General features: G+C 72.1%; 22 protein-coding genes. 18 read left to right on the plus strand and 4 right to left on the minus strand.

Annotated features, from left to right (window positions below):
• The first annotated feature begins 57 nt into the window (after positions 1-57).
• Positions 58-693, plus strand: a complete 636-nt coding sequence (locus tag JT362_RS00210) for a hypothetical protein (protein WP_260188899.1) — start codon at positions 58-60, stop codon at positions 691-693.
• Here JT362_RS00210 and JT362_RS00215 read toward each other — a convergent pair.
• Positions 690-2,441 (minus strand): DUF2339 domain-containing protein, encoded by a 1,752-nt coding sequence (locus JT362_RS00215; protein WP_260188900.1) that lies wholly within the window; start codon positions 2,439-2,441, stop codon positions 690-692. The two genes, JT362_RS00210 and JT362_RS00215, sit on opposite strands and share 4 nt — an antisense overlap.
• Positions 2,442-2,828: 387 nt before the next feature.
• Between JT362_RS00215 and JT362_RS00220 the strand changes: the two genes are divergently transcribed.
• From JT362_RS00220 to JT362_RS00245, 6 genes are all read left to right on the plus strand, one after another.
• Positions 2,829-4,487: a hypothetical protein gene (locus JT362_RS00220; RefSeq protein WP_260188901.1), complete on the plus strand. Its 1,659-nt coding sequence runs from the start codon at positions 2,829-2,831 to the stop codon at positions 4,485-4,487.
• 22 nt (positions 4,488-4,509) lie between these two features.
• A complete protein-coding gene (locus tag JT362_RS00225) occupies positions 4,510-5,526 on the plus strand; it encodes a DUF6346 domain-containing protein (RefSeq protein WP_260188902.1) in 1,017 nt (338 codons plus the stop codon).
• Positions 5,527-5,542: 16 nt separating this feature from the next.
• On the plus strand, positions 5,543-6,070 hold the full coding sequence (locus JT362_RS00230; protein ID WP_260188922.1) for a YbaB/EbfC family nucleoid-associated protein: 528 nt from the start codon (positions 5,543-5,545) through the stop codon (positions 6,068-6,070).
• Entirely contained in the window at positions 6,071-6,382 is a 312-nt protein-coding gene (locus JT362_RS00235) for a type VII secretion target (RefSeq protein ID WP_260188903.1), read from the plus strand.
• Complete coding sequence (locus JT362_RS00240; protein WP_260188904.1) at positions 6,379-7,428, plus strand: hypothetical protein; 1,050 nt, start codon at positions 6,379-6,381, stop codon at positions 7,426-7,428. Before JT362_RS00235 ends, JT362_RS00240 begins: the two co-directional genes overlap by 4 nt.
• An 87-nt stretch (positions 7,429-7,515) precedes the next feature.
• The gene (locus JT362_RS00245) at positions 7,516-9,039 is read left to right on the plus strand and encodes an alpha/beta hydrolase (RefSeq protein ID WP_260188905.1); all 1,524 of its coding nucleotides are present in this window, start codon (positions 7,516-7,518) and stop codon (positions 9,037-9,039) included.
• Between the two features lie 18 nt (positions 9,040-9,057).
• Here the strand turns inward: JT362_RS00245 and JT362_RS00250 are convergent, their stop codons facing one another.
• Together JT362_RS00250 and JT362_RS00255 are read right to left on the minus strand one after the other, a co-directional pair.
• Entirely contained in the window at positions 9,058-9,384 is a 327-nt protein-coding gene (locus JT362_RS00250) for a hypothetical protein (protein WP_260188906.1), read from the minus strand.
• A 14-nt stretch (positions 9,385-9,398) separates the two neighbouring features.
• Positions 9,399-10,496 (minus strand): Rv2629 family ribosome hibernation factor, encoded by a 1,098-nt coding sequence (locus JT362_RS00255; protein WP_260188907.1) that lies wholly within the window; start codon positions 10,494-10,496, stop codon positions 9,399-9,401.
• Positions 10,497-10,559: 63 nt separating this feature from the next.
• Between JT362_RS00255 and JT362_RS00260 the strand changes: the two genes are divergently transcribed.
• The 4 genes from JT362_RS00260 to JT362_RS00275 are packed head-to-tail and all read left to right on the plus strand — an operon-like array spanning position 10,560 to position 12,973.
• Entirely contained in the window at positions 10,560-11,120 is a 561-nt protein-coding gene (locus JT362_RS00260) for a hemerythrin domain-containing protein (RefSeq protein ID WP_260188908.1), read from the plus strand.
• Positions 11,120-11,308, plus strand: coding sequence for a hypothetical protein (locus JT362_RS00265; RefSeq protein WP_260188909.1), 189 nt, complete (start codon positions 11,120-11,122; stop codon positions 11,306-11,308). Before JT362_RS00260 ends, JT362_RS00265 begins: the two co-directional genes overlap by 1 nt.
• Positions 11,309-11,327: 19 nt before the next feature.
• Positions 11,328-11,504, plus strand: coding sequence for a hypothetical protein (locus JT362_RS00270; protein ID WP_260188910.1), 177 nt, complete (start codon positions 11,328-11,330; stop codon positions 11,502-11,504).
• Positions 11,505-11,518: 14 nt separating this feature from the next.
• A complete protein-coding gene (locus JT362_RS00275) occupies positions 11,519-12,973 on the plus strand; it encodes a N5-glutamine methyltransferase family protein (protein ID WP_260188911.1) in 1,455 nt (484 codons plus the stop codon).
• A 119-nt stretch (positions 12,974-13,092) separates the two neighbouring features.
• Here the strand turns inward: JT362_RS00275 and JT362_RS00280 are convergent, their stop codons facing one another.
• On the minus strand, positions 13,093-14,286 hold the full coding sequence (locus tag JT362_RS00280; protein ID WP_260188912.1) for an MFS transporter: 1,194 nt from the start codon (positions 14,284-14,286) through the stop codon (positions 13,093-13,095).
• A gap of 125 nt (positions 14,287-14,411) precedes the next feature.
• Here JT362_RS00280 and JT362_RS00285 point away from each other — a divergent pair, with 125 nt between their 5' ends.
• From JT362_RS00285 to JT362_RS00315, 7 genes are all read left to right on the plus strand, one after another.
• Positions 14,412-15,314 (plus strand): carbohydrate ABC transporter permease, encoded by a 903-nt coding sequence (locus tag JT362_RS00285; protein WP_260188913.1) that lies wholly within the window; start codon positions 14,412-14,414, stop codon positions 15,312-15,314.
• Positions 15,311-16,195, plus strand: coding sequence for a carbohydrate ABC transporter permease (locus JT362_RS00290; RefSeq protein WP_260188914.1), 885 nt, complete (start codon positions 15,311-15,313; stop codon positions 16,193-16,195). The genes JT362_RS00285 and JT362_RS00290 overlap by 4 nt, the downstream gene beginning before the upstream one ends.
• The gene (locus JT362_RS00295) at positions 16,192-18,162 is read left to right on the plus strand and encodes a DUF6807 family protein (protein ID WP_260188915.1); all 1,971 of its coding nucleotides are present in this window, start codon (positions 16,192-16,194) and stop codon (positions 18,160-18,162) included. Before JT362_RS00290 ends, JT362_RS00295 begins: the two co-directional genes overlap by 4 nt.
• A 6-nt stretch (positions 18,163-18,168) precedes the next feature.
• Positions 18,169-19,485, plus strand: a complete 1,317-nt coding sequence (locus JT362_RS00300; protein WP_260188916.1) for an ABC transporter substrate-binding protein — start codon at positions 18,169-18,171, stop codon at positions 19,483-19,485.
• 7 nt (positions 19,486-19,492) lie between these two features.
• Positions 19,493-20,776 carry a pectate lyase family protein gene (locus JT362_RS00305; protein ID WP_260188917.1) on the plus strand — a complete coding sequence of 428 codons (1,284 nt, stop codon included), beginning with the start codon at positions 19,493-19,495 and terminating at the stop codon, positions 20,774-20,776.
• A 90-nt stretch (positions 20,777-20,866) separates the two neighbouring features.
• Positions 20,867-21,808, plus strand: a complete 942-nt coding sequence (locus JT362_RS00310; RefSeq protein ID WP_260188918.1) for a pectate lyase family protein — start codon at positions 20,867-20,869, stop codon at positions 21,806-21,808.
• Between the two features lie 130 nt (positions 21,809-21,938).
• Complete coding sequence (locus JT362_RS00315; RefSeq protein WP_260188919.1) at positions 21,939-25,202, plus strand: substrate-binding domain-containing protein; 3,264 nt, start codon at positions 21,939-21,941, stop codon at positions 25,200-25,202.
• Positions 25,203-25,280 lie beyond the last annotated feature (78 nt).

Here is a 25,280-nt window from a genome sequence, read left to right on the forward strand (position 1 = left end):
TCGCCGCGCCGGATCCGGCACCGCGCTCTCGCGGTCACGCGAACATGAGCCGCCGTCATGACCACCCTGTCAATCCTGCCGCGGCAACGGATCATCGTGGCAGTGGACATCGAAGGATCCACGGATAGGACCAACTTCGCGCGGGCACAGCTCCGCCACGACATGTACGACGCGCTCGAGGACGCCCTGGCCGCCAGCGGCGTCACCGAGGACCGCCGCGAGCCCCTGTTCGACCGGGGCGACGGCGCGTTGGCGCTGATCCACTCGACGGACGACGTGCCGATCACCCGACTGCTGGACACGTTCACTCCGGTACTGAACGAGTTACTCGAGTTGCACGCCATTGCCCAGCCGGACCGCACGTTCCGTCTCCGCGCGGCCGTGCACACCGGCGTGGTCCACTTCGACACCCGAGGAACCTACGGCGAGGACATCGACATCACCGTCCGCCTGCTCGACGACCCGCAGCTCAAACGCCGGCTGCGTCGCACAACGGGGCCGCTGGTGCTGGTGGTGTCCGACCACATCTACCGCTCGGTGATCCGCCACGGCTACGACGGCATCGACGCGGACACCTTCGAGCCCCTCGTCCGGGTCGAGGTGGCGCGGCAGAACTACCTGGGGTGGGTACAGGTCCCCGCCGAGTCCCAGTCGGTCGGCACGGTGTCCCGGATGATCGACCGGGTGTCCTAGTCGGCCGGCGCCTGCTCGCCCGGATTGGGCGACAGCCAGTGCGTCGCTCCGCTGTCGTGGACGACGACCACGCGGCTGTCCTGGTCGACCGGGCCGATCACCACGAAGCCCGACCTGGGGGTGACGTCGGCGTAGGCCAGGGCGATGTCGGTACGCACGATGCCGCTGACCCCGCCGCCGACGATCGTGCCGGTGCCGTCGACGACGACCACGCACCGCACCGGATCCTCGGCGTCCGCGGCCCAGCCGTGCAGGATGGGGACCGTCTTGCCGTTGTAGAACGGTGCCGGGTCCTCCGGCTCGGTCCGCTCCACCTCGCCGGCGGCGCGGTCGGGGCTCTTGTTGCCCTCGGCCGGAAGCAGCGGCTCCATGGCGCCGATGTCCAGAGTGGACCCGAGTTCGGGTCCGCCGCAGCCGAGGGTGAAGTCGTCGTTGAACGGGTAGTGGCCGAGCGCGCGCAGCCGGGGCGCCAGTTCGCTGGCCAGCGGGTACCGGCGGTACGCGTCGCTGATCCCCGCGCGGACCGCGACCGCCTCCACGTGGTGGATCTCGTTCGCCGTACGTTCCTGGGCGGCGTACGGCGCGCCGAGCGAGTAGCCGAGTATCCCGGCGACGACGGCGAAGCCCGCGACCCGGTACCCGGCCCGGTCCACCCGGCGGTGCACCACGGCGGCCAGCAGCACGATCGCGGGGATCGACAGCAGCACCGACGCCGAGGTGTACCGGGCGGTGGTCATGCCGATCTCGCCGCCGTAGTCGACCCGCGCGGTGGAGATCATCGCGGTGAAGAGGAAGGCGTGCGCGCCGAGCGCCCACCAGAACCACATCCGCCGCTCACGGGCGACCGGGCTGGCGGCCAGCACCGCGTAGAGACCGAGCAGCACCGCGCCGGCGAACGCCGCCATCCCGCCACTGTCGGACGCCCAGATCTTCCCGGCGATGGCGAGGAAGAAGTACAGCAGGCTGCCGACGTCGGTGGTCGGCGAGGCGGCCATCGGCGCCGACGGCCGGTAGATCAGCCATATCGCGACGATCAGAACGCCGACCGTCAGCGGGACCAGCCGCCGCCACCAGACTTCCCGCCGCAGGGTGGCGACCAGCGCCAGCACCGGCCACACCGCGAACGCCGTGCCGTAGGTGAGGCTGCCCAGCACCGCGAGGCTCCACGACGGCCACCATTTCCCGCGCACGGCGAGCAGCAGCGCGACCACGACGATCATGTTGGCGGTCAGCCAGGCCGTGCCGCTCATCGCCCGGGTGAAGTTCCAGAGTCCGTGCAGGCCGAACACCAGCGCGGACGCGCCGGCGAACAGCCCGGCCCGCGCGATCGGCGGCAGTGACTTGGGCAGCGCCGCGCCCAACGCCAACACCGTCCCCGCCGCCACCGCGACGACGAACACCCCGAGCGTCCGGTTGTCCCCGGAGAAGAGCTGGATGTTGATCCAGTAGACGAGGGTCGGCAGCCCGAGGAAGTGCTCGTTGGAGAAGTACTTCCCCGGGTCGAACGGTTTGAGCGTCCCGTCCGGGTTGGTGACCCGCACGAGCTGGTACAGGTAGTCGATGTGCTGGAGCCGCCCGGCCCCGGCCACCTCGAACAGCATGGCCACCACGGGCAGCCCCGCGAGCGCCGCCACCAGCCGCGCCGGCCACGCCCCGCCGACGAACCGCCGCAGCCGACTCACCGGCGGCGCAGGGTCCTCCGGCATCGACTCCGACGGGGAATCCTGCGTCAACGCCACGCTCGTCACGCGCGCTACTGTGCCAAACCCGCCATGCGCGACCGTCACCGACCCGGGTCACCGACTTTGGTCCGCGCCGATCAGTGCCCTCGGCCCATGATCCCGGCGCTTGAGCGTCGTCCGTTTCTGGTCCAGGCCTGATTCGGGACGGTGTTCCACGCTGGTTCCCGACCCGCATCGGACTTCGGGGAGAAGGGACCCGTCATGGAACTCGACAGCGATGGTGGCGTTCCCCTGGATGGGCTCGCGGAGCTGACTCCGACCTTCTCGGTCACGGTGTTGGTCTGCCATCCTCGGGCGGATTCAGCGAGTGCTTTCCGGTCACTCGTCCACTTTCTGCGGCAGACACTGGCCAAACCGAACCGGGCGCTGTCGGTTCGCTGTCTCGGCGAGCTGGTGCTCGGTCGGTCGGACCAGATCACTGGTTTGGGGCCGCTGCCCGAACTGGGGATCGACGACCTCTACGCCTCCGTTCGCGCACGGCGCACCGTTCCGACCTGGGCCCGCGCCGGGCACGACGCGATCGACGTGGTCAACGAGTTGACGCTGGTCGTGCGACGTGGGCGGCTGGTGGTCATCCACACCCCGCTGTCCGATCAGGTGCTGCGGACGTGGCTGAGGCGGTTCGACAAACTCTACCGGTACCTGCCGAGCGCGATTCTGCGCAGAACATTCCACGGCGACGGCAAGGCCGTGTGGCTGCGGGGCGTCCACCCCCGGCGCGACACGAAGGCCGACAGCAAGACGTTGGGCGGCCGGCGCGTCCAGAAGGCTCTGGACGACGACGAGGACGCCAGTTACGCGCTGAGCGCCGCCACGATCGACCACCTGCCGGCCGACGAGGCGGCGTTGGTGCGTGGAAGGTTGACCGTGTCCCCGGCGAGATCCCGTGTCTACTGGAAGTACGGAATCGACCTGGCCACGTATCTCGCCGCGGTGAGAGAGACGGTCGACGTGCTCGACAAGGCCCTTGCCGTCGAGCCGCCGGACGAACTGTTCCCGCAGTTGGCCATTCCCGAGACCGATCTCGCCAATGTCCGGGGCGCCTACGATCTCAGCATTGCGAATGTCGACGAGATGTTCGACCGGGACGAGACCGACGACGATCTCTCCGCACGAGCCGAACTTCTCCGCGGCGCGATCCTCGAGGTCATCGGTCGTCCGGACGCGGCGGCCTTCACCGTTGTGGTGGGTCACGAGGGCTCCGAGGTCGGCAGGCTGGCGATCAGGCCCCAACCCCGTGGTGACGCGTTCGACCTGGACGTGCGGTTGGCCGGAGCACCGTCCTGGGACGACAAGGTCCGGGAGGTCCGCGACGCCATCGGCGACGGTGACCTGCTGTCGGTCTACTACGAGTCGGGGCACACGTACTCGGAGCACCAGGTCAACGTCGAGAAGCAGACCGCACCTCCGTTCGCCAACCTGGTGTTCGCCGATTTCGCCGGGTACCGGGTCACCCAGGAGAAGCCGGCCGCGCCGAACGACCAGGGCATTCACGACGCGATCGGCCGCAACGGCGACACCTCGCTCTTCGCCTGGGTGACCAGGCACTACCGCGGCGGCTGGCTGGTGTGTGACGACGGGCCCGGCGAGGTCGCCGACTTCCTGCACCTCGTCGACGGAACGCTGACCGCCATCCACGTGAAGGGTGCCAACAGCGCCTCCCTCGATCGGCGCGTCTCCGTCACGGCCTATCAGGAGGTGGTGGCGCAGGCGGAGAAGAACGTTCGCTCGCTGTACGGCGACCACCTCGTGGACCGGTTGACCACACCTCGGTCGGCCCCACGCGCGGCCTGGCTCGACGGCGAGCGCATCGCGGATCTTTCCGGCTTCGTGCGTGAGCTCGGCCGGCGCACCGCGGTGGACAGGACCCGCGTGGAGATCGTTCAACCGCATCTGCTTCGGTCCGTCCACGACACCGCGCGGGCGGCCGCCGACACGGCTTCGCCGACCCGTGACTCACGCAGCCTCACCCTGCTGGATGGTCTTCTGCGGAGCGCGCGCAGGTCGGTGACCGCGCTGTGGGACGACCTGGTGGTCATCGGGTGCGAATGAGAGCCCTGACTAGGGTGACCGGGTGCGTGCTCTTGCTTTCGGTCTGGTGGCGGTCGTCGGGTTTCTGCTGTTGGCGACCGTGATCCGGACCACGGACGTGCTCGTCGGCTCGCCGGACGCGTCGCGGATGGGGTCGGCCACGGCGACCTCCTGCACCGAGTACGGGCCGGTCGGCCGGTGGGGAATCGGCTACTCCCACGACTGCGCCGCGGACGTGCGCTGGGACGACGGCACCATCGAGCGCGTGGACTTCGCCGCCGGGCAGCTCGAGCCCGGCGAGACGGACGTCGCCGTGTTCGAGTCGGACCGGGAGCCGGGGCGCGACGACAGCGCGCGCTGGTTCCTCGCCGGGCCGGTGCTCGCGATCGGGCTGGGCCTCGTGACGCTGTGGTTCACTCTGCTCGCCGTGGCCACGGTCGTGACCAGCGTGGTTCCCGCGAAGCCGGGCAGGCGCCGGGAGCGGGAGGACCGTTGGCCGGTCACCAAGGAGGAGGTCGCGGCCACGCCGGTGACCCCGAGGGTGCGCCGGCTGCGGCTGCTCGCCTGGCTCGGGCTGGCCGCGGGCGGGGTGGAGGTCCTCGCCTCCCTGCCGTACTTCGACGCGCCGCGCCGGGTCGGCGGGTTCGTCTCGCCGTGGCCGGAGCTGGAGTCCGCCTGGCTGGTCGACCCGCCGTCGGGAGTGATCGCCGGGTTCGGTGCGCTCCTCGCCGCTCTCATCGGACTCGTGGCCAGGAGCGTGCACGAGGACGGGGCGCGGATCGTCCGTTATGGACAGGACTATGTGGACAGCAAGCGACGTGATCTCAGCGGCGGCACCAGCTGGATTCCGACCGCGATCATGGTGGCACTGCTGGGATGGGCGGTCGTCCAGGCAGTCGTCGCCGTGCCGGGTGGCGCGCCGGCGGCGGTCTGGGCCGCGGCGTTGCGGGACGCGGTGATCCTGCTGGGCGTGCTCGTCGTCACCCTCGTGACGCGACAGTCCGCACGGGACATGGTCGACCAACTCCTCCCGAAATCGACGGAACCACGCATCTACTAGCGTCGTCGGTGTGGACATGAACACGGGACCGGGAGCCGGTGAACGCCGGCTCGCCGACTACATGCGACGTGTCGGGGAGATCCAGGCACGTGCGGAGGAGACGCAGGCCCAGCTGAAGGCCCTGCGCGCGCACGTCACCAGCCCGGACCGGGTGGTGACCGTCGAGATGGCCCCCGGCGGCCGGCTGGAGCGGCTCACCCTCAGCCAGGACGCCACCCGCTACGGCCCCCAGCAACTCGCCGCGGTGATCACCGAGACCATCCGCCGCGGCCACGCCGAGGTCGCCGAGCAGATGCAGGACACCATGCGCCCGCTGATCGGCGACTCGCCCGCCATGGAGTTCCTCCGCGACCAGATCGACATCGCGCAGCAGGACGAGGACGACGAGCCGGCCGCGCCGGACGATGGCCGTATCGACGGGGAGATGACCGCCGAGACCGACGAGCCGCCTGCTCCGCCACAGCGGCCGCACCGGCCTCCGCGACCGACCGAGGACGACGAGGACGACGACGGGCCGTTCCGCTCCGTCTGGGGAGACAGGTAGATGACGTTCGAGATGGTTCCCGACGACGTGACCTCCCACGCGGGCAACGTCGACGGGCTGGCCGGTGAACTCACCAAGGCCGGGCAGAAGGGCGGCGGTGTCGACCTCGGCGTCGAGACCTACGGCATCATCGGCCAGGCGTTCAGCCTGCACGCCCGTGCCTCCATCGCCAGTGTCGGCTGCTCGATCTCCGAGCTGGCCACGGCCCTGCCCGAGATCGCCGACGCGCTGCGCGACTGCGCCGACACCACCCGGGAGACCGACGAGCACCACGCCGGCCTCTTCGACAAGTTCCTCGGAGGCGCGCGGTGAGCCTGGACGTCAACGCGGAGAACGCCACCAGTGGCGGACGGATCGTCGACACGATCTGGCAGTGCGCGCAGGACTTCGACAACCCGAGCGACTGGGTCTTCGACGGCTTCGCGCTCGGCCTGGACGTGCTCGGGTTCGTCGCCAACCCGCTCGGCACCCTCGTCGGCGGCGGTATCGGGTGGCTGATCGAGCACGTGTCCTTCCTCAAGGAACCCCTCGACGACCTGGCCGGCGACCCCGGCGCGATCAACGTGGTCGCCGCCACCTGGGACGAGGTCGCGCGGGCCTGCGCCAAGGTCGGCGCCGACTACGAACGGATCGCGACCAGCGAGACCAAGACCTGGAAGGGCGAGTCCGGCGACGCCTACCGCACGGCCGCCGCCGAGGTCGCCGCGCAGGTCAAGGCGCTGGAGGGCGCGGCGAGCGCGGTGGTGACCGGCGTTCGGGGCTCCGGGGTCCTGGTCGCCTCGGTGCGCGGCATCATCCGCGACATGATCGCCGACGTCGTGGCCGAGTTCCTCATCGCCGCGGCCACCGCGCTCGCGACCAGCTGGTGCAGCTTCGGCGCTTCGGTCGCCGCGTTCACCGGCTGGGCGGTCGGCCGGGCCGCCGCGACCGCGGGCAAGATCGCCGGCAAGGTCAGCAAGCTGCTGATGAAGCTCGCGCAGGCCATCCGGAAGTTCGACAACCTCAAGGGCGCCTCCGACGCGCTGGCCAAGGCGTCCATCGCGATCGGCAGGAAGGCCAAGAGCGTCGGCCGGGCCATCGGCAGCAACCGCGGCGCCGTCAACCAGATCGACGGCGCGGTGCGGAGCGCCAACGACTCCATCCGCAACGCGGTGACCTTCGGCAGCTCCCGGCTGCAGGACGCCGCCGCCCGGGTCGACGACTTCATGGCCCCGCGCGGCCGCGACGGCTTCGCCGACACGGTCCGCCCGGTCCAGCTCGGCCGTACCGGCGCCTCCGAGGCGTTCAAGGAAGGCGCGAACTGGGACGAGAACTTCGACCAGGCCCAACAGCAGGTCCAGAGCGAGGAACAGAAGTAGTCCATCCCGTCGCGCGTCACCGCTCCTTCACGCATCGTCGCTACTGTGTAACCCGATGGGGTGATCACAGACCCGATGGGAGGACGGATGAGGGCAGGTAGGAGAGGGCTCACCGGTGGCCTGGCCGCCGTGCTGGCGGCGACCGGGATGGTCGTCGCGCCGAGCGCGGTTCAGGCCGAACCGACTCGGTCGACGATCGACTGGCAGCCGTGCCCGGAGGCCGAGGAGGTCGACTGCGCGACCATCCCGGTGCCGCTGAACTGGGAGGACCCGGACGGGCCCACCATCGAGATCGGGCTGGCCCGCCGCGAGGCGACCGACCAGGAGCGGCGGCTCGGGTCGATCCTGATGGACCCGGGCGGGCCCGGTGGCTCCGGCGTCGCGAGCGTGATGTCCAGGGACGTCTTCACCCCGGAGGTCACCGCCCGCTTCGATGTGGTCGGCTTCGACCCGCGCGGCATCAACACCAGCACCCAGCTGCGCTGCGACCTGGACCTGTCCAACCGCTCCCTGGACGCCAGGCATCCGTCCAGCCAGGCCGAGTTCCGTGAGCTGGTGCGCCTCAACGAGCAGCTGCACGACAGCTGCCGCGAGCACTCCGGCGAGCTCGTCGACCACGTCGGCAACCAGAACACCGTCGAGGACATGGAGGCGATCCGCGTCGCCCTCGGCGAGGGGAAGCTCAACTACGTCGGCTACTCCTACGGCTCGCTGATGGGCCAGCAGTACGCCGAGCGGTACCCGGACCGCATCCGGGCCATGGTCCTCGACGGCAACATGGACCACAGCATGCGCAGTGCCTGGGACTTCATGCGCACCGAGACCGAGCCGGTGGAGCGGAACTTCGTCGCGTTCGCCGAGTGGTGCGACACCACCGAGACCTGCGCGCTGTACGGCCAGGACACCAAGGCCGTGTACGCCGACCTGCGGAAACGCGCCAAGGCAGGTGACCTGGTCGACCCGGAGACCGGCGAGCCGGTCGACTTCTACGCCCTGTCGCGGATCGCCTTCGGGGCGAACACGCCCGCCGCGTGGAGCGCCGTCGCGGCGAGTCTCGCGGCGCTGCGGGACGGCACCGGCACCGTCTCCTCCCTGGCCACCGCCGCGGCCGACCAGGCGGTGAGCAACCCGTACCCGCCGATCTGGTGCAGCGACTGGGACTTCGATGTCGTGAACTACGCGCACTACGCGTTCCTGCGCGCGATGCTCGCGAAGAAGTTCCCGAACGTGCAGTGGTCGCCCTACGTCGACCACGCCATGACCTGCGCCGGTGACCCGGTCCGGACCACCAACCCGCAGCGGCCCCTGGACATCGACGGCGCCCCGCCGCTGGTGATGATCGGCAACGTGCACGACCCGGCCACGGTCTACCGGTGGAACGTGACCGCGGCCAGGCAGAGCGGCGCGCACCTGATCACCTACGAGGGCTGGGGTCACACCGCGTACGGCAACGACGGCCCGAGCGAGTGCGTCAACGACGCCGTGGACGCCTACCTGATCGAGCTGACCGTCCCCGAGCGCGGCCTGACCTGCGCGGCGACCGAGGAGCCGGCCGCCGCCGACACCAGGCAGCGCCAGCTCTCCGGGGTCGGCCCGTACCTCGCGGGCTGATCCGCGTGGCGCCCGGCCTCACGCGGTCGAGGTCGGGCGCCACGCCTCCAGCCAGTCCGGGTGCGCGTCGTAGACGGACGCGACCAACCCGAGTACGTCGTGGTCGGTGTCCGCCGCCGCCTCGCGGCGGATCAGCGCGGCCTTCTCCTCGAACGGCACCGGCGCGCGTTCCTCCGGCGTCTCCACCGGGTCGGCGGCGATCAGCAGGCCGTCGCCGTCGTCGGTGCGCATGACGCGGATCCGGCCGCGTCGCTCGGCCACGTCGATCAGCGGCAGCTCGCCCGAGGCGAACCGGCGCTCGTCCTCGGCGAGCCGGTCGAGCACGAACGTGTGCAGCTGGGTCATCAGGGTCACCTCTCTCAGGTGTGACGCAGGATGGCGCCGACGCCGCCGGTGAGCCCGAGCGCCGGCTCGTCCCCGGTGGCGGCGACGACCTCCGCGCCGGAGGCGAGCGCCGCGGCCGGCAGCGCCTCGTCGGCGCGGGCCTCGATCCGCTCGGAGACACCGACCCGGTGCAGGTCCTCCCGGTCGGTGGCGACCATCGTCGGGTCGCTGCCGACCAGCACGGTCGCGTCGCCGACGTCCCGCGCGTCGACCAGCAGCACCTCCACGTTCGCCGCGCGCAGGGCCGCGACCGTGTCGGCCAGGCCCTGCACCGCGAGCCCGTGGCCGCCGCCCACGCGGAACCGCTCCAGCACCCGGTCCTGTTCGACGCGGCGCTGCTCGGCGAGCAGGTCGGCCAGGTCGTGCGCCACCGTGTCGTGGCTCGGGTCCGCGACCCGCGAGTGCTCGATCTCGGCCACGATGCCGGCGCACTCGGCCGGCAGCGCGTCCCGCAGCCGGGTCCGCGCCTCCGGGTCGCCGGCGAGCACCAGCAGCTGGGCGTGCGCGTTCCGGACCTGCCGGGCAACCTCCTCGGCGACCTCGGCGATGTTGCGCTTCACCGTCTCCTCGGCGTAGCTCTGCACGTTGCGGTGCGCCATGCCGGCGCCCCGCACCTTGTGCACGGGGTGCTCCCGGCCCTCGACGTCCTCGGTGTGCTCGGCGCCGCCCGCGTGCACGGCCCGCACCTGGGCGCCGGTCCGGTCGACGGTCACCACGACGTGCGGCACCTCGCGGCGGTTCCAGTCGGCGAGCGGCAGCAGGTAGGGCAGTGCCGACACCCGCACCATCGGCTGTGCCGGCGGTGCGGGCAGGTACTCGTCGACGAGCACCTCGTCACCGGCGGCGACGAGCAGGCGGCCGGCGCGTCCCGATGGCGGTGCCCGGTCCAGGGCGTCCTCGAGCGCGCCGAGGGTCGGGTCGGGGGCGTCCCGCTCGGCGAGCTCCTCGCGCACGGCCCGCCACCGCAGCTCGGCGACCTTGGCCGCGTCCTCGGTGTCGTGCGAGGCGTCGAGGTGCACGGACGCGAACGGGCCCCGGTGGTCCAGGGTCTCTCGCAGTGCGGTGAGGTTCATGCCTGGCGCATACCCCGCTGTCGTTCGGGTAATCGGGTGGCGGACCCGAACCAGGAGGACTACGTGACCACCACCAAGCACCAGGACCTCGTCGACGCCATCGTCAGCGATCACCGCGAGTTCGAGGCGGTGTTCGACGAGATCGAGGCCAGCGGCGACCCGCGCATGCGCCGCGAGCTCGTCGAACACGTGATCGCCGGGCTGGTCCGCCACTCCGTTGCCGAGGAGGAGTACCTCTACCCGACCGCCCGCAAGGCGCTGCCGGACGGCGACAAGATCGCCGACCACGAGATCGAGGAGCACGCCGAGGCCGAGCAGCTGATGAAGGAGATCGAGAACACCGAGGCCACCGACCCGAAGTTCGACGAGCTGGTCGGCAAGCTCATCGCCGAGATCCGCCACCACCTCTCCGACGAGGAGGAGGACCTGCTGCCGAAGCTGCGCAAGGCATGCAGCCAGCAGGACCTGCGCGACCTGGGGGAGAAGTTCGAGCGGGCCAAGCGGATGGCGCCGACGCGGCCGCACCCGTCGGCCCCGGACCACCCGCCGGCGAACAAGATCCTCGGCCCCGGGGTCGGCCTGATCGACAAGATGCGCGACGCCCTGACCAACCGGAACACCTGATGACAACCACGCCGTTCGAGCCGCACCGGGATCCCGGCGACGAGGACATCCCCGCCGCCGACCCGGGGCGCGGCGCCCCGGAGCCCGCACCCGGCTTCGGACCCGAGGGGGTGGAGCCGGACCCCCGCGAGCCCGTCGAGCGCCGCGAGCCGGCGGACAACCCCGACCCGGCGGAGCCGCCGGACTGACCCCGCACGGGAGGGCATCGTGTCCCGAGGACCCGAGATCGACCGCGAGACCGCGGAGGCCGAGCAGGAGGACGACGACTTCGCCGGCGAGCACACCAGGCCGACCTACTCCGACGAGCCGCCGCCCGACCCGCCGGACGAGTCGGTGCCGGAGGACCGAGGCGGCGCCGGCGGCATGGACACCGACCGGGACTGAGATCATGTGCCCTCGTGCACCCTGATCTCTCGCCCGACCTGTGCGCGCGACTGCGCGAGGCGTTCCTGGCCGCCGGCTACACCGCGGACGGCGTCGTCGACGTCCTCGGACCGCAGGCCCATGCCGCGCTCGGCCGCGGCGAGCCGGAACCAGCCCGCCGCGCCTCCCGCGACGCCGGCCTGGCCGGCACGCTGATCCGCCTGTTCCTCCTCGGCGACACCGAGCCGGAGGCGGCGGTCCGCGCCGCGCTCGGCCCGGTCGACCTGGCCGACGCGGTCGCCAACGAGATCGTCACCGCCGAGGGCCGTGCCGGCCTGGACATCCGCCCGTACGAGGACAACTGGTGGGTGGTCGCCGACCTCGACTCCGACCAGCGCGGGGCCGCGGTCGGCGCGGACCACGTGCTCGGCGTCGGGCACGCGTCGGTCAGCCTCGCCCGCGCCACCGCCCGCCGCCCGGTCGGGTCGCTGCTCGACCTGGGCACCGGCTGCGGCGTACAGGTGCTGCACGCGAGCAAACACGCCGCGCGGCTCACCGCCACCGACCTGTCGCCGCGGGCGCTCGCCCTGGCCCGCGGCACCGCCCACCTCAACGAGCTGGACGTCGAGCTGCTGCGCGGCGAGTGGTTCGACCCGGTCGCCGGCCGCCGGTTCGACCAGGTGGTGTGCAACCCGCCGTTCGTGGTCGGCCCGCCGAGGGTGGACTACGTCTACCGCGACTCCGGCTTGGCCGGCGACGGCGCCAGCGCGCTCGTCGTGCGGCGCATGCCCGAGCACCTCACCGAGGGCGGCGTCGGCCAGTTGCTCGCGTCCTGGCTGCACCGCGAGGGCGAGGACTGGGCGGAACGGGTCACCTCCTGGCTGCCGCCGGGCGTGGACGCCTGGTTCGTCCAGCGCGACGTCGCCGATCCCGCCCTGTACGTGGGGACCTGGCTGCGGGACGCCGGCATCGACCCGCGCTCGCCGGAGGGTCGGGCGAAGGCGTCGGCCTGGCTGGACTGGTTCGCGGCCGAGCGCGTGGCGGGGGTCGGCTTCGGCTACGTCACCCTGCGCCGTACCGACGAGGCCGACGCCGAGGTGGTGTGCGAGGACCTGCGACACGCCTACGACGACCCGCTCGGTCCGGAGACCGCCCGGTGGCTGGACAACGTCGCCTGGCTGCGCGCACACGGCGACGAGCTGCTGACCACCCGGTTCACCGTGCCGCCGACCGTGGTCCTGGAAGAGGTGTCCGCACCCGGCGACGAGGGCTGGGCCTCGGTGGTGCGCAGGCTGCACCGCACCGACGGCCCCGGCTGGCAGCACGAGGTCGACGAGGGGACCGCGCGGCTGCTCGCCGGCTGTCGGGGCGCGCTGCCGCTGGCGGACCTGCTGGAGCTGTTGTCACTGGCCTACGGCGAACTCGACCCGGAGTCCGCGGTGTCGACCGTGCGCGAGCTGGTCCGGCACGGGATGCTCGTGCCCGCCTGATCCGGCAGGTTCCGGACAGTGCCGTGCCGATCACGCCCCGGCACGGGCTATACGTCGGGGGTACGCGAGAACCGACGTCCGGAAGGAGCTCCGAACATGCGCAACCGCGGCTGGTGACCTCAGGCCGTCGTCGCGCGATGCCATGCCACGGCGACGGCTCCGCAGAGCAGCACACCGGCGGACCCGGCGATCGCGATCGCGGTGGCCGGGTCCGTCCACTCGGCGAGCAGCCCGCCCGCGAGCACGGCCAGCCCCTGCGCGGCGATGATGCCGGCCGCCGCCACACCCACCGCCCGGCCGCGTTCCGTCTCGACCGTGGCCCGGACGAACTCCGCCTGCGTCTGCACCAGGTACGCCGTGGCCAGCATCCCGGACAGCCCCCACAGCACCAGCGTCACCGGCAGGTCCGGGCGGAACACACACGCCACCAGCGGCAGCCCGGCACCCACCGCGAGCACCCCGACCAGCCTGCCGCGGACCGGCGCCGGCACGAACCTGGTGAACAGCCACGCGCCCAGCACGCTGCCGAGCGGATCCGCCGCCATGAGCACCCCCACCGCCGCGGGCCCCGCGCCGAGCTGGTCGGCGTACGGCGCAGCAAGCGACTCCGGCACGACGTACCAGCCGACCAACCAGGCGAGCAGCACCAGCGCCCGCCGCCGCCGGTCTCCGGCGATCGCGCCGAGCACGGCGACCGTCCCACCCTCCCGCCGGTCGGCGGTGGCCGCCGGCGCCGGCCGGTCCGCCACCCCGAACCTGACCAGCGCGGCGGACAGCAGGAACGTCCCCGCGTTGCCGAGCAGCGCGACCGGCGGACTGAGCGCGGCGACGAGCAGTCCACCGCCCGCGAACCCGGCGAGCTGGGCGCTCTGCCCGGTGATCTGCACCAGCGCGAGCCCCCGCTCGTAGTGGTCGCCCGGCAGCACGTCCGGCAGCAGGGCGCTGCGCGCGGCCGTGAACGGCGACCCCAGCAGCACCACGATCACCAGCAGCCCGCACACCACCAACAGCGACAGCCCCGGAATCGCCATCGCCGCGACCAGCACGGCCCTCAGCAGGTCGGTGACCACCATGACCTCGCGCCGCCGGAACCGGTCGGCCACCCACGACAGCAGCACCCCGCCGAGCAGGGCGGGCAGGAACGTCAGCGCGTAGGTGACCGTGGCGGCCAGCGCCGACCGCGTGCGCCCGTACACGAGCACGGCCAGCGCGACCCGGGCGAGCTGATCCCCGGCGATCGACGCCAGGTCGGCGAACCAGATGTACCGGAAGTCCCGGAACCGCAGCGCGGTGCCCACACCCCCGTCGCCCATCAGCCGAGCCTCGCACGCGCCGCCACGTCACCGGTCCCCCTGACCGGTACGTGCCAGCTCCGCACGACTGGATAGTCCACACGACGTGCGCAATTGTCCACGCGTTCGTCCCTAGCCTCGCGTTCATGGCAGTGGGCGAGGTGGGGACGCGCCGGCGGCGACAGCCCCGGACGCCGTACCTGCTCATCGCGCCAGCGGCGCTCGCGATGCTGGCGTTCCTCGTCTACCCGGTCGGCAGCGTCGTCTACTACAGCCTCCAGCACTACAACGTGGCCAAGCCGTGGGAGGACGGGTTCGCCGGCCTGGACAACTTCCGCCGGATGCTGTTCGAGGACCCGCTGTTCTGGCAGAGCCTCGGGTTCACCGTGCGCTGGGTCGTCGTCGAGGTCTCGCTGCAGCTGGTGCTCGGCCTCGCGCTCGCGCTGATCGTCAACGAGACGTTCGTCGGCCGGGCGGTCGCCCGCGCGCTGGTGTTCTCGCCGTGGGCGGTCTCCGGGGTGCTCACCACCGGCATCTGGGTGCTGCTCTACAACCCGACCACCGGCCTGTCCCGGTACCTCGCCGACCTCGGGCTGATGGAGTACGGCGCGGCGCCGCTGGCCAACCCGGACACGGTGTTCGCCGCCGCGGTGCTCGCCGAGTTGTGGCGCGGCGTGCCGTTCTTCGCCATCCTGCTGCTCGCCGACCTGCAGTCGATCCCACGTGACCTGTACGAGGCGGCGTCGGTGGACGGCGCCAGCCGGCTGCGCCGCTTCGTGCACGTCACGCTGCCGCACCTCAAGGACGCGATCATCCTGTCCACACTGCTGCGCGCGGTGTGGGAGTTCAACAACGTCGACCTGCTCTACACGCTCACCGGCGGTGGACCCGCGCACCAGACCACCACGCTGCCGCTCTACGTGGCCAGCACGGCGGTGCAGTCGCAGGACTTCGGCTACGGGTCGGCGCTGACCACCGCGGGCTTCCTGATCCTCACCTTCTTCTCCGTCGCCTACCTGCGCCTGAGCAAGTTCGGAGCCCGCACATGAGCACGGCGACGCCCACCCGTCCCACGGCCCCGCCCGGCCCCGCTCGGCCGCGGCCGGCCCGGCCGAACCGCGCGGTGCGCGTCGGGCGGTGGCAGATCTACGTTCCGCTCGCGCTGTACCTGCTGTTCACGCTGGTGCCGTTCTACTGGATGGTCGTCTTCGCGGTACGCCCGCGCGGCTCGACCTCGCTGCTGCCGTGGCCGATCTCGACCGAGAACTTCGAGACCGTGTGGAACGGGCTGGGCTTCGGCGTGTTCTTCGCCAACAGCCTCAAGGTCGGGCTCGCGTCGCTGGTCGCCACCACGGTGGTCGCGCTCGCCGGCGGGTACGCGCTGGCCCGCTACTCCTTCCGCGGCCGGACGCTGTTCCTGGTCGCGATGCTGTGCACCCAGTTCATCCCCGGCGCGATGATGCTGATCCCGCTGTTCGAGGTGTTCCGCACGCTCGACCTGGTGAACAGCCTGTGGAGCCTGGTGGTCGCGGAGACGGTGTTCCAGCTGCCGCTGTCGCTGATCCTGCTGTCCGGGTTCATCCGCAACGTGCCGGTGGAGCTGGAGGAGGCCGCCTGGGTGGACGGCTGCTCGCGGCTGCGCGGCTTCCTGGTCGTGGTGCTGCCGATGCTGCGGCCCGGTCTGGTCGCGGTCGGGTCGTTCGCGTTCATCAACAGCTGGAACAACTTCCTGTTCGCGCTGATGTTCGTCAGCGAGCAGGACAAGTACACGATCCCGGTCGGCCTCGCGTTCACCCTCGGCGAGTTCAGCGTCGACTTCGGCGCGCTGGCCGCCGGCGGCGTGGTCGCCGCGGTCCCGGTCGTCCTGGTGTTCGCGATCATTCAGCGCTACCTCGTACAAGGGCTCTCCGCCGGGGCGGTGAAGGGATGAGCGACCCCGTTCGCGTCGTGCTCGGCGGTGCCGGCGGCCACGGCCGGTGGCACCTGGACAACCTGCGCCGGCTGACCGGGGCCGGGCTGGTCGAGCTGGTCGGCGTGTGCGACCTCGCGCCGGTTCCGCCCGCGGACCTGCACGGCCTCGGCACGCCCGAACAGTCCACCGATCTGGCCGGGCTCGTCGCGCGCACCGGCGCGGAGGTCACCGTCCTGGTCACGCCGATCCACACGCACGCCGAGCTGGCCGTGGCGGCGATGCGCGCCGGGTCGCACCTGCTGCTGGAGAAGCCACCGGCCGCGAGCCTCGCCGACCACGAGCTGATCGCGGCCGCCGCACGGGACACCGGCCGCGCCTGCCAGGTCGGCTTCCAGACCCTCGGCTCGGACGCGGTCGCGTTCCTGCGCAAGCTGATCGCCGCCGGGCAGCTCGGGCACGTGCACGGCATCGGCGTCGCCGGCGCCTGGGAGCGTCCGGCCGGGTACTTCACCCGTGCGCCCTGGGCCGGGCGCAGGCGCCTCGGCGGCGTGCCGGTGACCGACGGCGCGCTGACCAACCCGTTCGCACACGCGGTGGCGACCGCGCTCGCGGTGGCCGAGGCGGAGTCCCTCGACGCGGTCGCCGAGGTCGACGTCGAGCTGTACCGGGCCAACCCGATCGAGGCGGACGACACCTCGTGCCTGCGGCTGCGCCTGGCCTCCGGGCTCGTGGTCACCGTCGCGGTGTCGCTGTGCGCGTCCCGCCGGCACGAGCCGTACCTCGTCGTGCACGGCGACGCCGGCCGCGCCGAGTTGGTCTACACCCGCGACGAGGTGACCGTCGACCCGGGGGACACCAGCACGCACGCCCGCACCGACCTGCTGGAGAACCTGGTCGACCACGTGCGCAGCGGTACCCGGCTGCTGGTGCCGCTGTCCAGGACCGCCGCGTTCACCCGCGTCCTGGAGGCCGTCCGGCTCGCGCCGGAGCCCGTCGCGATCCCGGCCGGGGACCAACTGGTCGACCGGGACAGCACCGGCGCGCCGGTCCGCCGGGTGCTGCCCGGCGTCGCGGACCTGACCGCACGCAGCGCGGAACGTCTCGCGCTGTACTCCGAGCTGGACGTCCCGTGGGCGCCGCCCGAGCAGGCGCTGCGGGTCGCCGAGACCGAGGTCGCCCGCTACCGCTGGCACGTCGACCTTCCGACCACCTCGGCGCCCCGTCCGCACCTGCACCCGGTGCGCACCCTCGGCGGCACCGTGGTCAGCGAGGTCGCGCCGGCCGACCACCCGCACCACCTCGGCGTCGGCATCGCGGTCGCCGACGTCGCCGGTACGAACTTCTGGGGCGGCCGCACCTACGTCCCCGGTGCCGGCCCCACCTGGCGGCACGACCACGGCACCCAACGGCACCTGCGGTTCGCCCGCCGCGAAGCCGACGCGCTCGACGAGCACCTGGAGTGGCTCGACCAGGACGGGAACCCGCTGCTCACCGAGGAACGCGCGATCACCGCCCGCCGGCTCGACGACACCGCATGGGCTCTCGACGTCACGTTCAGCGTCACCAACCGCACCGACGCTCCCGTGGCGGTCCGCAGCTCGGCCACCAAGGGCCGGGCGGGCGCCGGCTACGGCGGGTTCTTCTGGCGCGCACCGGGATCCGCGACGAACCGCACGGTGTTCACCGAGCACCTCGACGGCGAGGACCGGGTCAACCACAGCCGCGCGCCGTGGGTCGCGATGTGCGGCACCACCCTCGACGGGCGGGACTGGACGCTCGTGCTCACCCAGCACGACGCCGACGACCCCTGGTTCGTCCGCGTCCGCGAGTACCCGGGCGTCGGCCCCGCGCTCGCCTGGGAACACCCCTTGGTCATCGAGGAAACGGTGACCCGACGACTGACCACCGTGGTCGCCGACGGCCGGCTCGACCGGGTCGCGGCGGCGCGGATGGCGGCACGGATCGGCAGAACGGCAGAGAGGTAGGCGGCCATGGCCACACGACTGGCTCCACGACGCTGGTTCCGGACGGTCGCGGCGCTCGCGATGGCGTCGTGCCTGGCCCTGGCCGGGTGCGGCGGCGACTCGGACTCCGAGGACGGCATCACCACGATCACCTTCTGGGACGACAACGGCGGCCCGGCCCGTACCCCGGTCTGGGAGCACATCATCGCCGAGTTCGAGCGGGAGAACCCCACGATCAGGGTCGAGTACGTCGGCGTCCCGATCGCGCAGGCCCAGCAGAAGTACGACACCGCCATCGCCGGCGGGGGACTGCCGGACGTCGGCGGCGTGTCCACCGCGATGCTCGCCAACCTCGCCGCTCGGCAGGCGCTGGAACCGGTGGACGAGCGGATCGCGAACAGCTCCCTGGACGGCGTGCTGAGCGAGCAGGTTCTCGAGTCGGTGCGCGCCACGGTCCCGGACGACAAGCTCTACCTGGTGCCGCTGTCCACCAACATGGGCGTGTTCTGGTACCGCACCGACTGGTTCGCCTCGGCCGGCATCGAGCCGCCGACGAGCTGGGACGAGTTCTTCACCTCGATCGAGCGGCTCACCGAGGCAGGCCAGAACCGGTACGGTTACACGATCCGCGGCGGCGCCGGCTCGATCGCCCAACTGCTGGAGGTGCTCTACGGCCAGTCCGGCATCGAGGAGGTCTTCGACGACGACGGCGACGCGACGGTCAACGACCCGCGCAACGTCGAGGCACTGGAGCGGATCACCGCCCTGTACGGGAAGTTCACGCCCGAGGCCGACGTCACCAACGACTACGTCAAGATGGTCGCCCAGTTCGACGGCGGCAACATCGGGATCATGCAGCACAACCTCGGGTCCTACACCGACCACGCAGAGACGCTCGGCGCCGACAAGGTCGCCGCGATGACCGTGCCACCCGCCGAGGACGGCAACCGCACCGTCACCTCGCACCCGGTCACCGGGCTCGGCGTGTTCGCCGAAGGGGACAAGAAGGACGCCGCGTTCGCGTTCGCCGAGTTCGCCGCCGGCAAGGAGATGAACCGGTACTGGAGCGAGCAGACCGGCGTGCTGCCGGCCAACACCGACGTCGGCGACCTGGGCGAGCTGACCCACATCGCCGAGGCCACCCGGGTGCTCAACGACCCGGGCACCGAGCTCGTGCAGCTGCCGTACTACCTGCCGGAGTTCAACGCCATCACCAAGACCGAGGCCGAGCCGAAGTTCCAGCAGGTCCTGCTCGGCGAGCTGTCCGAAAAGGACTTCCTGGACGAGATGGCCGGCAAGCTCACCGACGCCCAGGCCGCCTACACCGAACGCACCGGAAGCTGAGGCCACGATGAGACGTCTCCTGACCACCGGTGTCGTCGCCGCGATCGTCCTCACCCTCACCGCCGCCACCCCGAGCGGAACACCCCTTGGCCGCCAGGTGCTTCCGCCCGGCGACGGCTGGGCCGCGGCCGGACCGGGCACCACCGGCGGCTCGGCCGCGCCGCGCGACCACGTCCACGTCGTCGACGACCGCGCCGAACTGGTGGCCGCCCTGGCGGCGCCGGCACCGAGGATCGTCTACGTGCGCGGCACCATCGACGCGAACACCGACGACGCCGGCCGTCCGCTCGGCTGCGCGGAGTACGCCGCCGACGGCTACCGCCTCGACGACTACCTCGCCGCCTACGACCCCGAGGTCTGGGGTCGCGACACCGAACCGTCCGGGCCGCTGGAGGACGCCCGCGCCGCGTCGGCCGCCAACCAGGCCGAACGCGTCCGCATCCCGGTCGGCTCGGACACCACGATCGTCGGCCTCGGCCGGCACGCCGTCCTCGACGGACTCAACCTGCACATCGAAGACGCCACCAACGTCATCGTCCGCAACCTCACCTTCGTCGACGCGGCGGACTGCTTCCCCGCCTGGGACCCGACCGACGGCGACCTCGGCGCGTGGAACTCCGCCTACGACAACCTGTCCGTCACCGGCTCGACCCACGTCTGGGTCGACCACAACACGTTCACCGACGGCGACAACCCGGACTCCGCGCAACCACGGTACTTCGGCCAGCCGTACCAGGTGCACGACGGCCAGCTCGACATCACCCACGGCTCGGACCTCGTCACCGTGTCCTGGAACCGGTTCACCCACCACGACAAGACGATGCTCATCGGCTCCACCAACAACCCCGCCACCGACCGGGGCAAGCTCAACGTGACCGTGCACCACAACCTCTTCGACACCACCCTGCAACGGCTCCCTCGGGTCCGGTTCGGACAGGTGCACGTCTACAACAACCACTACCGCGTTCCGGACACGGTGATCTACGCCCTCGGCGTCGGCGTGGAGTCCCGGATCGTGGCCGAGAGCAACACCTTCCACCTCGCCCGAGGCGTCGAACCCGACGCGCTGCTGCACGACTGGGGCGGCACCGCCATCACCGCGCGGGACAACCTCGCCGGAACCCGCCGCCTCGCACCCGTCGACCTCGTGGCCGAGTACAACGCCACCCATGACCCGGATCTCGGTACCGACGCCGGCTGGGAACCGACCCTCCACACCGGAATCCACGCCGCGAATTCAGTGCCCTGGCTGGTTTCCTGGTGGGCCGGTGCCGGCAGAACCCACTGGTGACAGGAATTCTCCACGCGCTGTACGCGATAGTCCACGCTCCGCTCCCTACCGTCAACGGTGAGAAACCCCCACGGAAAACGGAGGAGCATCATGCGCGAGTCCATCGCGAGACGAGGCCTGGCGGGTGCTCTCGCCGTCGCCGCCGCATCCGCGCTGACCGTCTGGTCGGCCGGCACGGCGTCGGCGGTCGGCACCCCGACCGGCTTCGGCGCCGGCACCACCGGCGGCGGCAACGCGTCCCCGGTCACCGTCTCGAACGAATCCGCGCTCATCGACGCGATGCAGTCCGACGGCGCCGCGGTCATCCGGGTGAACGGCATGATCTCGATCGACGGCATGCAGGACGTGGCGTCGGACAAGACGCTGATCGGCGTCGGATCCGGGTCCGGCATCACCGGCGGCGGCCTCGACGTCGACGAGGCGAACAACGTCATCATCCAGAACCTGAACTTCCGGAACTGGTCCGACGACGCGATCAACGTCCAGGACGGGTCGACCGACATCTGGATCGACCACAACTCGTTCTCCGGAGGGAACGACGGCGCCGTCGACATCAAGCGCGGCTCGGACTTCATCACCGTGTCGTGGAACAGGTTCTTCGACCACGACAAGACCATGCTGCTCGGCCACAGCGACGGCAACGGCGGTCAGGACCGGGGCCACCTGCGGGTCAGCTACCACCACAACTGGTTCGACGGCACCGGCCAGCGCCACCCCCGGGTCCGCTTCGGCGACCCGGTGCACGTCTTCAACAACTACTACGACGGCGTCGGCGACTACGGTGTCGCGTCCACCATGGAGGCCGGTGTCCTCGTCGAGGGCAACTACTTCGAGAACACCGACTCGCCGTGCGAGCTGGGCCAGGGCGACTCCCCGGAGGGTTCCCTGGTGGCCAGGAACAACCACTTCGTGAACTCCGGCAGCTGCGCCACCGGTGGGAGCGTGAACGGCATCCCGTACTCGTACTCCCTCGACCCGGCCAGCAGCGTCAAGTCGATCGTGGAGAGCGGCGCCGGCACCGGCCGGATCTGACGCGGGCATCCTCGGCCCCCGCCACGTCCCACGTGGTGGGGGCCTCTTGCCACCTGCGTGGGGTGAGCGTTATGTTGCGGAGAGTGTCGCCGGACATCTGAGTTCATCAACGTGGATGAGCGAGGCGAGCATGTCCGCGAGGCGAAGACTGACCATCGGCCTGGTCACGGCCAACATTCACCTCGGCGTCGGGGCGACGTTGTGGTCCGGGGCGCTGGACGCCGCCCGCCGGCACGACGTCAACCTGATCTGTTTCCCCGGCGGCGAGGTCGGCGCCACCGACCGGCCACGCAACCGCGTCTACGACCTCGTCGGCCCGGAACTGCTCGACGGCCTGATCTGCTGGACCTCCACCCTCGGGCTGCCGGTCGCGCACGCACGCGCCGCCCGCCTGGAACGCCGCTTCGGCCGGCTGCCGATGGTCAGCCTCAACGGCACCATGGGCGAGGACCGCCCGCTCACCCTGGACAGCTACCGAGGCATGTGCCTGGCGATCAGCCACCTCGTCGAGGTGCACGACCGCCGCAGGCTCGCGTTCATCCGCGGCACCGTCGCCAACCCGGTCATCGTCGAGCGCTACCGCGCCTACACCGACACCCTCGCCCGGCACCGGATCCCACTGGACGACACCCTGGTCTCGGCCCCCGTCGACTTCCACCTCGAGGCCGGCGCGTCGGCCATGCGGGTGCTCCTCGACGCCCGGTCGCTGAAGCCGGGCCGCGACTTCGACGCGGTGGTGGCCTGCAGCGACTTCCTCGCCGCCGACGCGCTGCGGGTGCTGTCCGAGCGCGGCGTGCGGGTGCCCGAGGACGTGGCGGTCGTCGGCGTCAACGACTCCCCGGAGGCCACCCTGGTCGACCCGCCGCTGACGTCGGTGTCCATGCCGTTCGGCGAGCTGGGGGAGCTGGCGGTGGCGACCCTGGTGGCCCGGCTGCGCGGCTGCGACGCGGCCGTGGTGCCGTCGCCGGCCTCCACCCTCGTCGTCCGCCGGTCCTGCGGCTGTCCCGGTGCCCGCGCCGAGGACGCCGAGCCGGAGGACCCCGGCGTGGACCGGCTGGACGCGCTGCGCACCGAGCTGACCGCCGCCTCGGCCGGTGCCGGCGCGGTGTCCGCCGCGGGCCGCCGTGCCCTGTGCGCCGCGCTGCTCGGCGCGCTGGACGGGCCGCACCGCGCGTTCCTCGGCGAGGTCGACCGCCTGGTCACCGGCATGGCGGCGGGCAGCCGGGACGTCGACGCCTGGGACACCGCGCTGGTCGCGCTGCGCCAGGTCGCGCTGCGGCACCTCACCGGGCCCGCGCGCACCCGCGCCGGGCACCTCCTGGACCGCGCGAGGCTGGTCGCCGCGGACGCCGGTCGCCGCCTGCTCGAGTACGAACGCTGGCACGCCGACCAGACCTCCCGGCACCTGCGCGAGCTGGGGAACGCCCTGTCCGCCGCGGTCGACCCGAAGGCGCTGACCGAGGTCCTCGACCGGCAGCTGCCCGCGCTCGGCGTGCCCGGTTGCCAGCTGTTGCTCGATCCGTCCCGTCCGCCCGCCCCGGCCCTGCCCGGCGACCGGCGGTACAGCATGGTGGCCGAGCCGCTCTACGTCCGCGACGAGCTGCTCGGCTTCGGCCTGTTCGAGGTCGGCCCGCGCTCCGGCGCGGTCTACCGCGCGCTCGGTGACCAGATCGGCGCGTGCGTCAAGGAGATCCGCCTGTTCGACGAGGTGCGTGCCGCCCGCGACCTCGCCGAGCAGGCCAACCGGGTCAAGACCACGCTGCTGAACAGCGTCAACGACGAGTTGCGCGCCCCCGTGCTGGACATCCGCCGCCGCGTGGTCGACGCCCTTCGTGCCGTCGACGACCTCGCCGGTGCGCCACCCCGGCTGGTCGAGGGCCTCAAGGAGATCCAGGTCAGCGTCGAGCACCAGCTCGGCGTGCTCAGCGACCTGCTCGACCTGTCCAAGGCGGAGATCGACACCCTCGACCTGACCCCCGAGCTGGTCGACCCCGGGGCGCTGCTCACCGAGGTGGCCCGGCACCGGCAGACCGGTCGCCTGCCGCTCATCCAGGCCGACCGGCGGCGGCTGCGGCAGGCCCTGGTGAGCCTGCACGGCTGCGCCGAGCGGCTGGCCGGCGGCCCCGGCACGGTCACCGTCGAGACCGAGGTGGTGCCGCCCGCCCTGCGGATCCGGTTCCGCCGCACCGGCAACCCGCGCGGTGGCGCCGACCCGGCCGACACCGGACTGGCCCTGCCGATCACCCGGCGCCTGATCACCCTGCACAACGGCTCCCTGCGGTTCGACTCCGGTCCGGGCGGTGTGGAGGTGGCGGTCACGCTCCCACTGCCGTGCCCGCACGGCGGCCCGGACGTCGCCGACGCCGACCACGTACTCCTCGTCGGCCGCGGCACGGCGCCGCTCCCGCGCCTGCTCCCCGCCCGGCACCTGCACGCGGGCGACGACCTCGCCTCGGTACTGGCCGACACCCGCCCGGCGGCGGTCGTCTGGGACCAGGACGGCGCCGCGCCAGAGGACTGGGCGGTGGTCCGGGTGCTGCACGACCACCCGGCGCTGCGCCGCGTGCCGTTCCTGGTGTACGGCGAGGCCACCGGGCGGGACCTGGACGAGCTGATCGCGGCCCGTCGGCCCGCCGAGCTGGCCGGCCCGGTGCTGATCGCCGACGTCGACCCGGACACCCAGGCGACCTACCAGCGCATCGTCGCCCGTGCCCGGCCCGGCCGCCCGGTGCACGTGGCCTCCGACGGCGCGGCGGCGCTGGCCGCGCTCGACGAACGGACGCCGGGCCTCGTCGTCGTGTCGCGGACGCTGCCGGACATGGACGGGTTCGACCTGCTCGACCGCCTGCACGGCGACGGCGGCCTTCCCGGCGTGCCCATTCTCGTCCTCAGTGGACGGACGATCACCATGGACGACGTCCGGCGAGCCGAGCCTTACGCCCGGCTCGTGCTGCTGGGCAAGGGGATCCTGTCCGACGACGAGACCGCCGAGCTGCTCGCCCGGCTCTCCGGCCCGAGGCAGCCGGGGCCGAGGCGCAGCGGGGTGCTGGTGAAGAACGCGGTCGCGTTCCTGCACCAGCACTTCCACCACCAGATCACCCGGCGGCAGGTCGCCCAGGCCGCCGGGATGAGCGAGGACTACCTGAGCCGCACGTTCCACCGCGAGCTGGGGGTCTCGCCGTGGGAGTACCTGAACCGGCTGCGGGTCGAACGCGCCAAGGAACGGCTGCGCGAGACCGACGACAGCGTGCAGGTGGTGGCCAGGCGGGTCGGCTTCCACGACCGCGCCTACTTCAGCCGCATGTTCCGGAAGCTGACCGGGATGCCGCCACAGGCGTACCGCGATTCGTGGGCGCCGCAACACCCCGGTGCGGGCGGTTCGAGACTGCCCTGAGAGCGGTGGCGCGCGCCCCCGGCGCCGGGTGCGGGCGCGCCGCCCCCCAACAATGGGGGCGCACCCCAAAACCGCACG

Origin of the sequence: Actinophytocola gossypii, assembly GCF_025165815.1 — a bacterium.
Lineage (GTDB): Bacteria > Actinomycetota > Actinomycetes > Mycobacteriales > Pseudonocardiaceae > Actinophytocola > Actinophytocola gossypii.

Coding starts and splice junctions, on each gene's coding strand:
- JT362_RS00210 (WP_260188899.1), top strand. CDS start 58: ATGACCACCCTGTCAATCCTGCCGCGGCAACGGATCATCGTGGCAGTG.
- JT362_RS00230 (WP_260188922.1), top strand. CDS start 5,543: ATGAACACGGGACCGGGAGCCGGTGAACGCCGGCTCGCCGACTACATG.
- JT362_RS00235 (WP_260188903.1), top strand. CDS start 6,071: ATGACGTTCGAGATGGTTCCCGACGACGTGACCTCCCACGCGGGCAAC.
- JT362_RS00245 (WP_260188905.1), top strand. CDS start 7,516: ATGAGGGCAGGTAGGAGAGGGCTCACCGGTGGCCTGGCCGCCGTGCTG.
- JT362_RS00250 (WP_260188906.1), bottom strand. CDS start 9,384: ATGACCCAGCTGCACACGTTCGTGCTCGACCGGCTCGCCGAGGACGAG.
- JT362_RS00255 (WP_260188907.1), bottom strand. CDS start 10,496: ATGAACCTCACCGCACTGCGAGAGACCCTGGACCACCGGGGCCCGTTC.
- JT362_RS00265 (WP_260188909.1), top strand. CDS start 11,120: ATGACAACCACGCCGTTCGAGCCGCACCGGGATCCCGGCGACGAGGAC.
- JT362_RS00280 (WP_260188912.1), bottom strand. CDS start 14,286: ATGGGCGACGGGGGTGTGGGCACCGCGCTGCGGTTCCGGGACTTCCGG.
- JT362_RS00285 (WP_260188913.1), top strand. CDS start 14,412: ATGGCAGTGGGCGAGGTGGGGACGCGCCGGCGGCGACAGCCCCGGACG.
- JT362_RS00290 (WP_260188914.1), top strand. CDS start 15,311: ATGAGCACGGCGACGCCCACCCGTCCCACGGCCCCGCCCGGCCCCGCT.
- JT362_RS00295 (WP_260188915.1), top strand. CDS start 16,192: ATGAGCGACCCCGTTCGCGTCGTGCTCGGCGGTGCCGGCGGCCACGGC.
- JT362_RS00300 (WP_260188916.1), top strand. CDS start 18,169: ATGGCCACACGACTGGCTCCACGACGCTGGTTCCGGACGGTCGCGGCG.
- JT362_RS00305 (WP_260188917.1), top strand. CDS start 19,493: ATGAGACGTCTCCTGACCACCGGTGTCGTCGCCGCGATCGTCCTCACC.
- JT362_RS00310 (WP_260188918.1), top strand. CDS start 20,867: ATGCGCGAGTCCATCGCGAGACGAGGCCTGGCGGGTGCTCTCGCCGTC.
- JT362_RS00315 (WP_260188919.1), top strand. CDS start 21,939: ATGTCCGCGAGGCGAAGACTGACCATCGGCCTGGTCACGGCCAACATT.